This window comes from Vibrio mangrovi (genome assembly GCF_024346955.1).
In the GTDB taxonomy this organism is placed as follows: domain Bacteria; phylum Pseudomonadota; class Gammaproteobacteria; order Enterobacterales; family Vibrionaceae; genus Vibrio; species Vibrio mangrovi.
This window is the reverse complement of record NZ_AP024883.1, coordinates 1,456,714-1,472,675: the sequence shown is the minus strand read 5'-3', so window position 1 is coordinate 1,472,675 and position 15,962 is coordinate 1,456,714. Positions and strand designations below refer to the sequence as shown.

General features: G+C 44.2%; 14 protein-coding genes, 1 riboswitch and 1 other annotated feature. Of the genes, 8 read left to right on the top strand and 6 right to left on the bottom strand.

What is annotated here, in order from left to right:
• Positions 1 to 21: 21 nt before the first annotated feature.
• The 4 genes from hisC to OCU74_RS06660 all read right to left on the bottom strand — a co-directional run bounded on the left by hisC (position 22) and on the right by OCU74_RS06660 (position 5,214).
• Positions 22 to 1,062, bottom strand: a complete 1,041-nt coding sequence (gene hisC / locus OCU74_RS06675; RefSeq protein WP_087478991.1) for a histidinol-phosphate transaminase — start codon at positions 1,060 to 1,062, stop codon at positions 22 to 24.
• A complete protein-coding gene (gene hisD / locus OCU74_RS06670) occupies positions 1,062 to 2,360 on the bottom strand; it encodes a histidinol dehydrogenase (RefSeq protein WP_087478990.1) in 1,299 nt (432 codons plus the stop codon). Before hisD ends, hisC begins: the two co-directional genes overlap by 1 nt.
• A gap of 5 nt (positions 2,361 to 2,365) precedes the next feature.
• Positions 2,366 to 3,265 carry an ATP phosphoribosyltransferase gene (gene hisG / locus OCU74_RS06665; RefSeq protein ID WP_087478989.1) on the bottom strand — a complete coding sequence of 300 codons (900 nt, stop codon included), beginning with the start codon at positions 3,263 to 3,265 and terminating at the stop codon, positions 2,366 to 2,368.
• A gap of 75 nt (positions 3,266 to 3,340) precedes the next feature.
• Positions 3,341 to 3,468: a sequence feature (His leader region), on the bottom strand.
• 165 nt (positions 3,469 to 3,633) lie between these two features.
• Positions 3,634 to 5,214, bottom strand: a complete 1,581-nt coding sequence (locus tag OCU74_RS06660) for a Na+/H+ antiporter NhaC family protein (RefSeq protein WP_087478988.1) — start codon at positions 5,212 to 5,214, stop codon at positions 3,634 to 3,636.
• 119 nt (positions 5,215 to 5,333) lie between these two features.
• A riboswitch (Lysine riboswitch) is annotated at positions 5,334 to 5,518 on the bottom strand.
• 353 nt (positions 5,519 to 5,871) lie between these two features.
• Here OCU74_RS06660 and OCU74_RS06655 point away from each other — a divergent pair.
• On the top strand, positions 5,872 to 6,273 hold the full coding sequence (locus OCU74_RS06655; RefSeq protein WP_087478987.1) for an H-NS histone family protein: 402 nt from the start codon (positions 5,872 to 5,874) through the stop codon (positions 6,271 to 6,273).
• A gap of 130 nt (positions 6,274 to 6,403) precedes the next feature.
• On the opposite strand, the gene OCU74_RS06650 is transcribed toward OCU74_RS06655, so the two are convergent.
• Complete coding sequence (locus tag OCU74_RS06650; protein ID WP_087478986.1) at positions 6,404 to 7,708, bottom strand: inosine/guanosine kinase; 1,305 nt, start codon at positions 7,706 to 7,708, stop codon at positions 6,404 to 6,406.
• A 677-nt stretch (positions 7,709 to 8,385) separates the two neighbouring features.
• Here OCU74_RS06650 and mnmA point away from each other — a divergent pair.
• The 3 genes from mnmA to purB all read left to right on the top strand — a co-directional run bounded on the left by mnmA (position 8,386) and on the right by purB (position 11,584).
• On the top strand, positions 8,386 to 9,516 hold the full coding sequence (mnmA, locus tag OCU74_RS06645; protein ID WP_087478985.1) for a tRNA 2-thiouridine(34) synthase MnmA: 1,131 nt from the start codon (positions 8,386 to 8,388) through the stop codon (positions 9,514 to 9,516).
• A 16-nt stretch (positions 9,517 to 9,532) separates the two neighbouring features.
• Complete coding sequence (gene hflD, locus OCU74_RS06640; RefSeq protein WP_087478984.1) at positions 9,533 to 10,150, top strand: high frequency lysogenization protein HflD; 618 nt, start codon at positions 9,533 to 9,535, stop codon at positions 10,148 to 10,150.
• A 63-nt stretch (positions 10,151 to 10,213) separates the two neighbouring features.
• Positions 10,214 to 11,584, top strand: a complete 1,371-nt coding sequence (purB, locus tag OCU74_RS06635; RefSeq protein WP_087478983.1) for an adenylosuccinate lyase — start codon at positions 10,214 to 10,216, stop codon at positions 11,582 to 11,584.
• A gap of 96 nt (positions 11,585 to 11,680) precedes the next feature.
• Here the strand turns inward: purB and htpX are convergent, their stop codons facing one another.
• Positions 11,681 to 12,544, bottom strand: coding sequence for a protease HtpX (gene htpX / locus OCU74_RS06630; protein WP_087478982.1), 864 nt, complete (start codon positions 12,542 to 12,544; stop codon positions 11,681 to 11,683).
• Positions 12,545 to 12,958: 414 nt separating this feature from the next.
• On the opposite strand from htpX, the gene OCU74_RS06625 reads away from it, so the two are divergent.
• The 4 genes from OCU74_RS06625 to OCU74_RS06610 all read left to right on the top strand — a co-directional run bounded on the left by OCU74_RS06625 (position 12,959) and on the right by OCU74_RS06610 (position 15,890).
• Positions 12,959 to 13,132 carry a hypothetical protein gene (locus tag OCU74_RS06625; protein WP_200807635.1) on the top strand — a complete coding sequence of 58 codons (174 nt, stop codon included), beginning with the start codon at positions 12,959 to 12,961 and terminating at the stop codon, positions 13,130 to 13,132.
• A 294-nt stretch (positions 13,133 to 13,426) separates the two neighbouring features.
• Positions 13,427 to 14,593, top strand: a complete 1,167-nt coding sequence (locus tag OCU74_RS06620) for a glutathionylspermidine synthase family protein (RefSeq protein ID WP_087478981.1) — start codon at positions 13,427 to 13,429, stop codon at positions 14,591 to 14,593.
• A 204-nt stretch (positions 14,594 to 14,797) separates the two neighbouring features.
• Positions 14,798 to 15,190, top strand: a complete 393-nt coding sequence (locus tag OCU74_RS06615; RefSeq protein WP_087478980.1) for a DUF2170 family protein — start codon at positions 14,798 to 14,800, stop codon at positions 15,188 to 15,190.
• Between the two features lie 4 nt (positions 15,191 to 15,194).
• On the top strand, positions 15,195 to 15,890 hold the full coding sequence (locus tag OCU74_RS06610; RefSeq protein WP_087480040.1) for a PspA/IM30 family protein: 696 nt from the start codon (positions 15,195 to 15,197) through the stop codon (positions 15,888 to 15,890).
• Positions 15,891 to 15,962 lie beyond the last annotated feature (72 nt).

The following is a 15,962-nucleotide window of genomic DNA, read 5'->3' as shown; positions in this document are numbered from 1 at the left end:
TCTTATCGGTCAGACCATGGGTTACTGATAATAGTTACGAATAAAAGTTAATGTCTTCTCGCACTCTTCCCGGTTACCGGCACTAATCCGGATACAGTTTTCGATCGGTGAATTGCGCAGAATAATCCCGTGATCCCAGGTTGCTTTAAATAAAGCATCACCATCAGGGAATTCGACCAACAGATAGTTACCCCAGCCGTCGAAGACTTTCACTCCGGAAATTGCAGATAACCCGGCCTGCAGATAAGCACGATTGGTATTAATGTCCAGAACCTGATACTTCATCCGGGCCAGACCACTTTCTGAAAGTGCCTGCTGAGCAATTTCAGCAACCGGCAGTGAAACAGGATAAGGAGCGATGACTTTCAGCAATACCTGAATCAGCTCAGCATTCGCCAGAGTATAACCGCAGCGCAATCCGGCGAGCGCAAATGCCTTAGACATCGTGCGTAGAATTGCCAGATTCTCATACTGCGCCAGCAAATCTACTGTTGATGCTTCAGGACAAAAATCGATATAGGCTTCATCCATCACGACGATTGCCCGGTCTTTAGTCAGCTCAAGCAGTGTAATAATATCTTCCCGACGCACCAGATTACCGGTCGGGTTATTCGGACTACAGACAAAGACAACTTTTACGCCATCCAGGCTGGCTTCGATTGTCGGCAGATCCAGTTGCCAGTCAGACGTTAGTGGGACAACCCTTCGTTCGACACCGATAGTCTCAGCACTGATCGCATACATTCCATAAGTTGGCGGACAATAAAGGATGGCATCTTCACCCGGCTCACAAAAGGCCCGGACCATCAACTCAATGCCTTCGTCGGCCCCACGGGTTGTCAATACCTGTTCTGGCTGAACACCGGCATAAGCTGCATAAGCCGAAAGCATGCCTTCAGGCTGGCAACCGGGATAACGGTTCAGTCCGGATAAATTCAGTTGATATTCATTGTCAAAAGGAGATTCATTGGCATTGAGCCACACATCCCCGCTTCCACCGATCCGTCGGGCAGACATATAAGGCGTTAGTTTCTGAACCTGTTCTCTGGCAAGCTTTTCCATTACGATTCCACCTGATTTAGTTTTTCAACACGAATAGTCACTGCACGTTTGTGCGCATCCAGACCTTCAGCCTCAGCCATAGCAACGACTGTCGGAGCAAGTCCGCGCAATCCTTCTGCTGACAGTTCCTGTACCGTCATGCGTTTACTGAAGTCAGCCAGCCCCAGACTGGAATAGGTTCTGGTATAACCATAGGTTGGCAACACGTGATTGGTTCCAGATGCGTAATCTCCGGCAGACTCTGGCGACCAGCTTCCAAGGAAAATAGAACCAGCATTATCCAACAGTGGTAACAATTCCCGTGGATTCCTGGTCTGAACAATCAAATGTTCTGGTCCGTAAAAGTTAGAAATAGAAATTGCCTGAGTCATTGATTCAGAAATAATCACCAGACTGGAGGCTAACGCTTTCTCAGCAGTCGCAGCACGGGAAAGTACACTCAACTGGGTTTTCACGGCTTCCGTTACCTGATCCGCCAGAACAGGGGACGGAGTCACCAGTACAACCTGAGAATCCGGTCCGTGTTCAGCCTGACTGAGCAGATCGGCAGCGATAAAATCAGGGTCAGCAGTTTCATCGGCAATCACCATCACTTCCGAAGGTCCGGCCGGCATATCAATCGCGGCACCACGGAAATCATTACTAACCTGACGTTTTGCTTCCGTAACATACGCATTGCCGGGGCCAAAAATCTTATCAACTTTTGCCACTGATTCCGTCCCATAAGCCATGGCTGCAATCGCTTGTCCACCACCGACATTATAAACTTCATCAATCTGGCATAACTTCGCAACATACAGGATTTCATCGGCAATCGGCGGAGGCGAACATAGTACAACTTTCCGGCAACCGGCAATCTGAGCCGGAACACCCAGCATTAATACGGTTGAAGGAAGCGGCGCACTTCCACCGGGAATATACAGACCAACAGTATTGATAGGACGCGTGGTTTGCTCACAAACCACACCTGGCATGGTTTCCACTTTAATCGGCTGAGGAATTTGTGCCTTGTGGAATTTCGCAATATTAGTGTAGGCCTGATCCAGTGCCTGCTTCATATTCTCGGAAAGACGAGCTGAAGCCGCTTCAATTTCCTGTTCCGAAACCCGAATCGTCTCCGGACTTGCCTTGTCAAATTTTGCAGTCAGTTCCCGTAGTGCCTGATCGCCGTCCCGACGAACCTGCGCGATCACTTCTGCCACAGCAGCCGTGATGTTCGCGCCTTCCGTAATCGCCGGACGCTCCAGAACTGAGGCCTGCTGCTCTTTACTTAAAGATTGCCATACAACAGTTCTCATTATGATTACTCCATCATTTTTTCAATTGGCAAGACCAGAATCGAACTGGCACCCAGAGCTTTTAATTGCTCCATCGTTTCCCAGAACAGGTTTTCTGAACTGACCAGATGAACCGCAACTTTTGATTTGTCGGCAGAAAGTGGCAACACAGTCGGGTCTTCTGCCCCTGGGAGCAGTGCTTTGATATCGACCAGTTTATCAACCGGTGCATGTAACATGATATATTTTGACTCTTTCGCCTGTTGAACACCGTGCATCCGGGTCAGCAGTCTGTCAATCAATGCAGCTTTATCAGCAGCAAAGTCGCCGGCACGTTGGATCAGTGTCGCTTTAGACTGGAAAATCACCTCAACTTCTCTGAGACCATTCGCTTCTAATGTTGCCCCTGTTGAGACTAAATCTGCAATTGCATCAGCCAGACCAGCCCTTGGTGCAACCTCCACAGAACCTGTCAGCATACAGGTTGTAAACGGAATATCTTCACGATCCATATAAGCTTTTAGCAAATGAGGATAAGTGGTCGCAATTCTCATCCCATTCAGGTCCTGAGGACCGTTGTAAGTCTTATCTTTATCGATCGCAATAGACAAACGACATCCACCAAATTCCAGACGTCTCAGAGAAACAAAATCATTTGGTTCATTCAGGGCCAGACGATCCAGACGAACTTCTTCAAGAACATTCTCACCGACGAATCCCAGATCCACGACGCCATCCATAATCAGTCCCGGAATATCGTCATCACGGACAAGGAGTAAATCAATCGGCATATTCAGTGAGTGAACGACTAAACGCTCCCCCATCACATTAAACTTCACACCGCACTGTTTCAGGAGTGCCATACACTCTTTACTCAGGCGACCTTTCTTTTGAACTGCAATTCTCAGGCGTTGTTGTGCTTGCATAAATAATTCCTTGTCGATGATTCTTGTTCTTTGCTGTAACCGTTCTTTGGTATAAACCGTGGTAATAAAAAGAGTATAAAAAAACCCTCGGAATTACTCCCGAGGGTTCATTGAATTTTTTTCATTTCACCTCCGGGAGAATCCTGTCTCCCGGGTATGCGCTCATCTCCCGAAAGACAAATTAGGGATGATGATGGTGATGAATGTTCATAACAAAACTGTTTTTCATAACGAAACCGCGCATACTTGGAAAAATCTTTAACTTGCCAATCAAGCTTCGTTCACACTATACAAGCTTGAGGGATTTTGCAACCCCCTCTTTTGACTTTTTATGCAGATCAGGCAAATAACTTTCTGACAAGTGACGTTCAGGCAAAATCAGAAAGTGTCTCTCTGGATTGTTGCCGGATCCGAAAAATAAAACAGGCACCGGCAAATACAGCAAAAGTCACAACCAGAGACAGGCTGACTGAATCACTCAGTCCCAGAACGATATAACCCACGAGCGAGATAAAGGCAACCAGTAAAGCATATGGCAACTGAGTTGCAACGTGATCAATATGGTTACACCGGGCACCGGTCGAAGACAAAATAGTTGTATCAGAAATCGGAGAACAGTGATCACCAAACACTGAGCCAGCCAGAACCGCAGCCAACATCGGCATCATCAACGTCAGTTCCGTGGCTCCGGCAATATCTCCGGCAATCGGCAGCATTATACCGAATGTACCCCATGACGTTCCGGTTGCAAAAGCCATACAGCCAGACAGAACAAACAGTATTGCCGGAAGCCACTGCACCGGGACATTCCCCTGAGCCATAGATGACAGATAAACACCGGTTTGCATGTCTTTAATGACCGCGCCAATCGTCCAGGCGAAAAACAGAACTAAAATCGCACCGAACATTGATTTCATTCCGATGAGTAATGTTTTCAGCACAGTACCTGCCGGAATTCTCTGCCTGAAAACAGAAATCAACGAGATCAAAAGACCAACTAAACCACCATCGATTAGAGACATACCAACATCAGTATTTTCAAAAGCTCCCAGAATACTGAATGCTTTATCATCGGCAGCAAGAGATTGCCAGCCGGTAAAAATCATCGCAGCGACCGTTGCGACAACCAAAGCAACAATCGGCACAATCAGATCGTTAACACTACCAGACTCACTTTCCTGAATATTCAGTTCATCTTTCAGTTCTATCGCCTGATCATCCCGGCCGATTCCGGATGCTACACCAAGCTCATGTTGTTTCATTGAACCAATATCCAATTGAAATACAATCATGGCAAAAACCATTAACAGAGCAAAAATGGCATAGAAATTCATTGGAATTAACTGAATGTACGCATTCAACGGGGTATATTCGGTCATACCATGGGAAACCAGAATGCCACCAATAATCGTCATGATATAAGCCCCCCAACTGGAAGCCGGCATGATGATACACATCGGGGCTGCGGTTGAATCCAGTATATAAGCCAGTTTCGCCCGGGAAACCCCAAAACGGTCAGTAACAGGACGGGAAATGGATCCGACGGCCAGACTATTAAAATAGTCGTCGACAAAAATAAAAACACCGAGAAAAGCAGCCAGCAACTGCGCGCCTTTATTACCCTTCACTTTTTTCTGGGCCCACAGAGCAAATGCACGGGTTCCACCAGAGAGAGTTAGCATTGCAGTCATCATTCCCAGCAGGAGAAGGAACCCGATGATGCTCATATTCCAGCTGTTGATGGCACCGTCTTCAACGACAAGCGCATAGACCTTGCCTTGTATATACCCTAATGAAGAGAACAGTGAATAATCGGTAAGGAGGAATGCCCCCAATAGAATACCGATCCCTAAAGAAAGTAGTACTCGTCTGGTTAAGATAGCCATACCCAGAGCAACAGCGGGAGGTAAAAGTGATATCAGAGAAGTGGAAAAATCAACTAATGTCATGATCTTCAATAACCAATGATTAAAATATGGTAAGAGATCTACTGCATTGTAATTACATGAATAATCTGTCTGCGTAATTTAAAGATGAACTAAGTGAAAGGAAAAATTGATTCACCCAGTCCTACAGTAGCGCTCCATAGTTACACAAATAAATAGACTATGGCAGTGTTGCCCCTATTCGAGAACAACCCCAGCAAACGGCCTCGATATTACACGTTTACTTCGGCAAAAAAGCCTTTCAACCCAGGTCACAGGCATCACCCTAGCTTGGTTTACTGATCTTGATTGCACCTCTACACGGACTAGAACAATTCACTACCACTCAGACAGGACGATGGTAGTATATGTTGACGACCGAATTAGAACGGGCCCATTGTACAAATACCAGAACCATTTGCAATAGATTTATCCTGAACATAAATGAATCGGTATATCAATAAGCAGTTAAAATAGCATCAACTCCAGATAATAATTCAGGCTAACAAATCAAGTTCATATATGATGCTCGTCGTAATTAATGGAAATTTAACGGTGATCTTTACATTATTTTACGATTCTGCCAATTTTTTATATATTATTAGTTCGTTAATGTTGTCAGAATAAATATCAGGGTTTATTATTAGACTGTGTTTAAATTAAAGTTGTAGGAATTACAAAATGTCGGAACTAACTAAAACTCTACTGAATATTCGCAGCTTACGTGCTTATGCACGTAATTTAACGCTTGTTCAGTTAGAAGAAGCTTTAGAAAAATTGACATCTGTTGTTGATGAACGCAGAGAGTCAGAAGAGCAAGAACGTGCAGAAAAAGAAGCTCAGGAAGCAAAACTTGCTGCAATCGCTGAACAAATTGCACAAGATGGTATTGATGTAGATGCGTTAATTTCGGCACTGTCTACCGAAGGTAAAACAAAAGGTAAACGTGCTCCGCGTCCTGCAAAATATAAATATATCGACGAAAACGGTTCAGAAAAAACCTGGACAGGTCAAGGTCGTACACCATCTGTAATTCAGAAAGCCCTCGATGAAGGTCGTTCTCTGGATGAATTTGCACTCTAATGCAAAAATAAACAAAAATGAAAAGGCTCCTTTGGGAGCCTTTTTTATTGTTTATTAGTCAAACAATTTAATACTACCCTTTGATCTTAGAGTTATTATTCTAGTTCAGATCTTTCATCGCAATTTTTTGTTATCGTTCCCAATATGCTTCTTCTAAACTATCTTCTCTTTCCGGTAAACCTTTTGATAATCTTGGCGAATGCTGATTTAACACTTCATAGCTTGCACGATTAGAATATTTGCATACCTGCGAGAAAGACGAATAGGTAATAAAATCATATTGATGCTTACTCGAATTTGGCACATTAATCTTATGGTATCTATTTGCAGCCATATCATGTAATAAAGCAGACAGCGCCGCATCACCAGCCCCATTAGTATTTTTAATGACTTCAGGCCCCCCCATATAAGGTGCAATATGTGAATAAACTTTTACCGGGCGGGAGCAACACGACTTCACCATTGGGCGGCTAAACTCGTAGCGATTAAATTCAGGGATACTTCCGGGTAATAAAGGTAAGCTTGTTTCCCTTTTTGCGTTTTCTTCTGTATATCCAGCCATAAATAACCCAACCGGACCAGCGGTACACAACACTAAATCAACCCATTCAAGTGCTTTATTCGCAGCCATTAAAGGTTCGGTTTCTCCGGTTAATGCATGGCCTTCATCTTCATTCATGGCTACAACAGTAATGTGCTGCTTTAAAAATTCCTGCCAAAAAATCGGGTCTTGTTCAATCACATGTTTCGTACCCAAAGTTAATACAACCGGAACATTATATTTCTTCGCATATTCGATCGCCTTCATTGTGGCCTCAGGCATAGGATCACCAGACTGACAACGAATTAAATATGCGGTTAACACTAGAGCAGAAGCCGACTTAAAAATACTCTCCGGAATACTTTCCGGTTGTAACTGATTCATCTGCCCTTCACTGATTGCAAATGTTCTCTCTCCGCTTGAGGTAATCAATGTAAAGCATCGACCAATAGCACCATCTACTCCCTGTAAATAATTAAGATCTACCCGGCTGGATGTATTGCATAAATACCGATATCCATAGCTACCGATTCCGATATTTTTACACATAACTCCCAATAAAGTTGAGCGATCGTCAGCTAATACCGAATAATTATGTAATGTATTACCAATCGTTCCACCCGCATACTCATTAGTAATCAACTGACGATCAACAAGCTCGGAGTAAAGTTGTTCTGCTGATTTGTCATCAATTACCAGAGAGTGCCCCATACTTAACCCATATCGTTGGATTAAATCTTCATCAACCGTAGCTTCAATATCGACAAGTACCTGATCGATACCAATCACGTGTGTATGTGATGTACTTTTTTTCTGTGAACTTTGTAAAATAAGAAGATCCCTATCATCGACAGGGAAATAATGTTTTGACTTACGCTGGCCGGGAAACTTCATTCTTCTGATAAATAGTAAATTAAAGGACAGCGTAAGTTTAGCCTTCAATATGCAGCTCGGCAATGGCCTCAGCAACAGTAATCGATTGCACTTCGAACATTCATCAATTGTCTTCAGCTACATATGAAAATATGTTATCTGCGCATTGCAAATAACACTTAATTTCAGTTAAAAATTTAACATTAACTGTATAAATTTATTAACTTCGTTCCAAATTTTTGACGTATTTGTCGCCATATATAATCTTGACAAATAGGTATTCAGTGTCTACCGAACACAAAATCACCATCCAGTTATTACTCAACTATTTTTATAATCATTACATATATATTTTGCTGATAATCTTTACGCTTCTATTCACTTTTTTTCATTTCATTTATTACTTCAGAAAACATCCTTTAAAATACTAAGGATAAATTTTCTTACAAAAAAATAGTCTCATATTGCATATTGATATAGTCGTCTGTTTTATTAATTTAAAATATCAATTTCTATTCAATAACTCTCATGAGTTCAATCATTGGCTTATGACTAATGTTTTCGGTTAAAAGGACATCTTAAAGACATTCAGATATATATCTGAATACTACCTGAGTACATACTGTTGTGAAGGTCTGTAACCGTCACATTCTTTCTGATAGAATCAGCCCCCTCAGCAAAACAAGTGGTATTGAGAAATGTCAGTAAACCGGGAAGCAAACACACAGAAGAAAGTTATCGTAGGAATGTCCGGTGGTGTAGATTCATCTGTTTCCGCCTATCTTCTTCAACAACAGGGCTATCAGGTTGAAGGCCTGTTTATGAAAAACTGGGAAGAAGACGATAACGAGGAATACTGTACAGCTGCCGAAGATCTCGCTGATGCTCAAGCCGTCTGTGACAAGTTAGGTATCTACCTTCATACCATCAACTTTGCCGCCGAATACTGGGACAATGTATTTGAATATTTTCTTGCGGAATATAAAGCAGGAAGAACACCAAATCCTGATATCCTGTGCAACAAGGAAATCAAGTTTAAGGCCTTTCTTGACTTTGCCGAAGAGGTTCTGGACGCCGATTACATTGCAATGGGACATTATGTTCGCCGAACATTTCCGTCAGGTGACGAAAAGCCTCAAATGCTACGAGGGCTGGACAATAATAAAGACCAGAGCTATTTCCTGTACACACTGAGTCATGAGCAGCTTGCAAAAAGCCTGTTCCCCGTGGGTGAACTGGAAAAACCACAGGTTCGTCAGATTGCTGAAGAACAGGGACTCATTACAGCGAAAAAGAAAGACTCTACCGGGATCTGTTTTATCGGAGAAAGAAAATTTACCGATTTCCTGTCTCGTTATTTACCGGCCCAGCCCGGTAAAATAGAGACACCGGAAGGCAAAGTCATCGGGGAACATCAGGGGCTGATGTACCACACTCTGGGTCAACGTAAGGGGCTGCATATCGGTGGCCTGAAAGACGGAAACGAACAACCCTGGTATGTCGCTGAAAAGGATTTACAACGTAACGTCCTGATTGCCGTACAGGGCTCTGATCATCCTCTGCTAAAGTCTGAGGGCCTGATTGCCTCACAACTGCACTGGGTCGATCGTTTATTACCTGAAAACCCGCTGAAATGCACCGTAAAAACGCGCTATCGCCAAACCGATATCCCATGTACTATCATCCCTGCCGATAATGGTAAACTGAAAGTCATCTTCGATGATCCACAAATCGCAGTGACTCCCGGACAGTCCGCCGTATTCTATCTCGGAGAAGTCTGTCTCGGCGGCGGGATTATTGAAGCAAGAATTCCATACACCGCATTATAAGATTCAGGAGTTTTACGTGGCGAACACAAACTATGACCGCACCATCGCCTTTGCAGGAATTTGTCAGGCAGCTTTTCTGGTACAACAGGTCGCGAAAAACGGTTACTGTGACTCTAACGCCTTTGAAACTTCAATCAAAGCGATTCTGAACATCAATCCATCCAGTACAGTTGATGTATTCGGCAACGAAGAAAACCTGCAAGTCGGGCTAAAGTGTCTGACAGACGGGCTGGACAGCACTCCGTCAGGAAATGAACTGACCCGCTATATTATTAGCCTGATGGCACTGGAACGAAAACTGAATACACGCCGGGATGCGATGTCGCAACTTGGTGACCGCCTTGAAATGCTGGAGCGTCAGTCTGCTCATTTTAACATTCTGGATGAACAGATGATCAGCAACATTGCCAGTGTCTATCTGGATGTTATCAGTCCGATTGGCCCTCGTATTCAGGTCACCGGCACTCCATCCGTATTACAACAAACCTCAAATCAGCATAAAGTCCGCGCCCTGCTCCTCTCCGGGATCCGGAGCGCAGTTTTATGGCGTCAGGTCGGGGGAAAACGCCGCCATCTTATTTTTGGTCGGAAGAAAATGGTCGAACAGGCTAGAATTCTTTTAGCCCGAATTTAAAATTCCCCGGACAAGGCGAATCGAATTCACTCTCAAAACTAACTCAATATTCAGGAGAAAAACATGGAACTGTCAGCACTGACTGCTGTTTCACCGGTAGATGGCCGTTACGGAAGTAAAACGATTGCGTTACGCAGTATCTTTAGTGAATATGGCCTCCTAAAGTATCGGACCATCGTCGAAATCCGTTGGTTACAGAAGCTATCCAACACCCCCGGCATTCAAGAAGTCCCTGCATTCAGTCAAGAAGCAAATAATATTCTGAATGAGATTGCAGCCAACTTCAGTGAAGCGGATGCTGAGAGAATCAAGGAAATCGAGCGGACCACGAACCATGACGTGAAAGCAGTCGAGTACTTCCTGAAAGAGAAAGTTGCTGCACATCCTGAATTGAATGCCGTGAGTGAGTTTATCCACTTCGCGTGTACATCTGAGGATATCAATAACACATCTCATGCACTGATGCTGAAAGAAGCCAGAGAGACTGTCATCCTGCCTGAGATACGCAAAATCATTGATGCTATTCGTGCTCTGGCAGAGGAATACCGGGATATTCCATTGCTTTCCCGCACCCATGGCCAGCCTGCATCACCAAGTACGATGGGAAAAGAAATGGCCAATGTTGCCTATCGTATGGAACGTCAGTATCAGCAAATTGCTCATGTTGAAATTCTGGCTAAGATCAACGGTGCTGTCGGAAACTACAACGCGCATCTATCCGCCTACCCTGAACTGGACTGGCATCAGTTCAGCGAGTCATTTATCACCGAATCTCTTGGTGTAACATGGAACCCTTATACAACTCAGATCGAACCGCACGATTATATTGCAGAGCTGTTCGATGCAGTTGCCCGTTTCAACACCATTCTGATTGATTTTGATCGTGACGTCTGGGGATACATCGCTCTGGGCCACTTCAAACAGAGAACTATTGCCGGGGAAATCGGTTCTTCTACAATGCCGCACAAAGTCAATCCGATTGACTTTGAAAACTCGGAAGGAAACCTGGGACTGGCAAACGCAGTTTTCAGCCATCTGGCCCAGAAACTACCGATCTCCCGCTGGCAACGTGACTTAACCGATTCGACAGTTCTGCGTAATTTAGGGGTTGGTGTAGGCTATGCTGTGATCGCCTACGGTTCCACACTGAAAGGCATCAGTAAACTCGAAGTCAACCGTGAAGCACTACTGGCTGAGTTGGATCAAAACTGGGAAGTTCTGGCAGAACCGATCCAAACTGTGATGCGCCGCTATGGTATCGAAAAGCCATATGAAAAGCTGAAAGAATTAACTCGTGGCAAACGGGTTGACGGAGATGCAATGCGTCAGTTTATCGACGGACTGGAAATTCCGGAAGCGGAAAAAGCACGTCTGAAACAGATGACACCAGCAAGTTATATTGGTCAGGCGATTGAACTGACTGACAAACTGTAATCAGCATCAGATACTCATTAAAAAGGCTTCCTTCCGGAAGCCTTTTTTTCTTAATCACTTATCAATCCTATATGGATTGAACCCAGAATCTAAAGCCTACATCTGGCGTAATGCCGCAATTCTTTTCTCCAGTGGCGGGTGACTCATCAAAAGTTCAGTCAGTGAACGTTTACCATTGATCCCAAAGGCCATCATTGAACCTTCAAGCTGTGATTCATGACTCATTCTCAAACGTTCCAGTGCCGCAATCATTTTCTGCTTGCCGACCAGCTGTGCTGCTCCGGCATCGGCATGAAATTCCCGGTGACGGCTGTACCACATTGTAATCATGCTGGCCAGAATACCGAATACGAGCTCCAAAACCATAGAAACCATGAAGTAAACCATCGGGTTACTACTCTCACCTTCATCAGAATCACGGGAAGAGACGATACCTGCAATAAAACGGGCCATGAAGATAACAAAAGTATTCACCACACCCTGAAGTAACGTCATGGTTACCATGTCGCCATTCGCAATATGACTAACCTCATGAGCCAGTACTGCTTCCGCCTCATCCCGGGTCATGTTATGCAATAATCCTGTTGACACAGCAACCAGTGAATCATCCCGCTTTGCTCCGGTTGCAAAGGCATTCATATCCGGTGAGTCATAAATCGCAACCGTCGGCATACCGATGCCGACCTGCTTCGCCTGACGCTTCACCGTCTCAAACAGCCAGTGCTCTGTTTCATTCCTCGGGCTTTCAATGACCATTCCCCCGACGGAACGCAACGCAATCCCTTTGGACATCAATAAGGAAATAAACGAACCACCAAAGCCAAAAACAGCAGCCAAAACCAGTAAGCCCGATAAACTTCCCGGTCTGATTCCCGTCACTGCATAAACGATATTCAGGACAACACTGAGAACCAGTATGACGGCAAGGTTAGTTGCCAAAAATAACAAAATGCGTTTCATGACTCACTCTCCCATGAGAAACAGACTCAAACTGACAGACCACCGATTCATTCAGCAAAGATCTGCCATTTCTTTAATTATTTAATTGTTATACTGAATCATTCAGCCAGCTCATTCTGTAATGAATCAAACCGAATAGATTCACATATCCATAAATATGGTCGTTTATTTCAAAAACAAGGTGAAGTTCTAAATTGCAACATTTGGTGACAAGTCAGAGCATACCTACGACTCTGACTTACTGATAACAGTGACAAATACTTTGAAACGGGAGCAAAGACCGTGGCGGGAGATCAACAGCTCTAGTCAAATAAATGCATACATTAGACTTTAGTCTTATTGTGAATTCCCGGAAAGGCATCTACTTTTACCGAGTACGATGTCGTTCCATACATGATAAAAAAGGAAACCGTCATGTCAGAAGCTAACAACTATCAAATGGCTATTGATTTATTACGTTGTCATCTTGGTCTGACCGAGGAAGAAGCAAAACAACAACTCGGCATTGATCAACCAGTCCATGAGCAGAAAAAACAAAATCAATCACGTCCGGTATCTGCTCAGTACTCTTATCAGACAACGCACTAGAATCTTCTCCACGGGTTAAGCCGTCATCCTCTTTGGTGGCGGCTTTTATTTTTTGTCTGACTCTTTTGGCAAAAATAAAAGAGCTTCCTCCGGAACATTTCTCTCCAATCCAAGTCTCAACATGGAGACTGTAGCGGTATATCCGTACTGTATCGCCTAAGTGTTAAATAAATCACTTGAAGCATAAAGGCCTGACCTCATATAATCATTTGAATTCTAGACATTTTGTATATCCACTTGATTCGTTTATTAAATATCCGATAATCCATTTACCAGACCATAGCGACAATAACAATGCTTCGATTAAATGCCGAGGAACGACCACACTGGCGGGATTTAGCTAAAAAGTTCGGCTTTGGATTTCACACGGCTTATGGTGAACCATACTGGGATGAAACCGCCTACTATCAGTTCACCCTCAAACAGATTGAAGATGATCTGGAAAAACCAACCGAAGAAATCCACCAAATGTGTCTGGAAGTGGTCGATACTGTTGTCGGCAACGAATACTGGCTGCAAAAATTTCAAATTCCGGAATCTATGTGGCAAAGCCTGTACGATTCATGGCAGAAACGGGAACCTTCCCTTTATTCCCGGGTTGATTTTGCATACAACGGTACCCAGCCTGCAAAGTTGTACGAAAATAATGCCGATACACCGACCAGCCTTTATGAGACGGCTTTCTGGCAATGGTTATGGCTTGAAGATATGGTTGATTCGGGCAAAATCCGCCGCGATGCCGATCAATGTAATCTGCTTCAGGAACTTCTGATCCGCCGTTTTCAGCAACTGGCAGCTTTCCAACCGGGCCAGACGCTTCACTTATGCTGCTGTAAAGACTCCGTCGAAGATCGGGGCACCGTTCAGTATCTGGAAGACTGTGCCCGGGAAGCCGGATTATCGACAGCATTTGTTTATGTTGAGGATATCGGCCTCAATACACAAGGTCAGTTCACTGATCTGACCGATAAACCAATTCACTGGATATTTAAGCTTTATCCGTGGGAATTTATGTTCCGGGAAGAATATGCTGCCGACATTCATACAGCTTCAGTAAACTGGCTGGAACCGATGTGGAAATCGATTATCAGTAATAAAGCACTGCTACCCTTATTATGGAAAATGTTTCCGGATCACCCGAATCTGCTTCCGGCCTACTTTGCCGATGATAAAGATCTAGGTACATTAAAAGATTATGTGATTAAACCCATTTTTGCCCGGGAAGGAGCTAATATTACCATTGTCCAGAATGGTCGCCAGACGCTAAGAACTGAAGGACCGTATGGAGATGAAGGTGTCATTTATCAGGCTTATCATCCTTTGCCGAAATTCGGACAGCGGTACACATTAGTCGGTAGCTGGCTGGTCAATCAGGAAGCTGCCGGGATTTCTATCCGGGAAGATGTTTCTCGTGTCACGCAGGATATGTCGCGCTATATACCGCATATCATTATTGACTAAAACTTAGAGATGCCTTCCAAACCGAGGCTATCGTCAACAATTATATATATGAATATCAATGAAACGGTTGTCGTTCATCCCTGACACAGTTAAGGTGGCGCTCAACCATAACAAGATGAAATGCATCAACCGCACCAGTCTTTCGGGCTGACAGTAACAGCCCGGCTTTTAGTTGATTGTACTTTCACATAAAAGGAGAAATATATGTGGCAAATTCATGAAATGATGCCCATTCTTCAACAAAACGATGATTGGCAGGTTCAGACTCAGGGAGATACCTTGATCATAACCAATGCTGACGGTCTTCAGGCTTATATTGCTGTTGCCGGAGAGCAGATCCTTGCCGAAGTTGTGCTGTTTTCCGCGGCACAAGTCAAAGATAGTGCCCAGCTCAATGCACTGATTCTGAAAACCCACAAGATGTTTCCGCTTTCTACAATTGCGATTAATGAAATCAATCACACCGATTACTACGTTGCTTTCGGAGCATTGTCATCTCAGTCCAAAGCTGAAAGTATTCTCATCGAGGTTGAGACCCTGTTCCGCAATGTTGAAGCGTTTATCGAGCTGTATCAGGAAGAATTAGTCACGGAGTAATATGATGAGTGTCTGGAAAAAATTATTTACAGCCATTAAAGGCGGTGCAAACGAAGCTGCTGAAGCAATTGCAGATCAACAGGCGCTGCGTATCCTGGATCAAGAGATTCGGGAAGCAAAAGAAGAACTGAAACGTTCAGATCAGGCATTAGTGAGTATCGTTGCCAAACGCAAACTTGCCGAGCAAAAAATCACCTCGCTGGAACAAGGTATCGCGGAATACGAAGCGCATGCCCGAAGTGCAATGGAAAAAGGCTCTCAGGATCTGGCGCTTGAATGTGCACAGAAAGTTGCCGATCTCAGAAACGAATCTTCAGTTGAAAATAACTATCTTGAAGAATTTAAAAAGTCTGAACAGGTAATGCGCACAAACATTACTCAGGCAAAAAGTAAACTACGTCAGTTAGAACAACAGATTGATGTCGTTAAAGCGAATGAAGCAGTCCAGAAAGCCCAGAGTGCCGTTTCAGCGACCAATGTCGGTGCCAATGCAAAAATGCACACCGCCGTCGAATCGCTGGAACGCATTAAAAAACGTCAGGCTGAACGGAGTGCCCAACTGGAAGCTGCGGCAGAAATGGCCGAAGACAACAGCAGCCAGAGTCTGGATCGTAAACTGGCAGAGGCCGGGATTACTGCCGGTGGAACAAGTTCAGCAAGCGATGAACTTGAGCGTATCCTGAAAGGTGGTCAGTCATAAACCATCACATGTCGGCAGTTGTACCTTACAACTGCCGCACACAAACGGCTTCCATACAACAGCAACAACAAA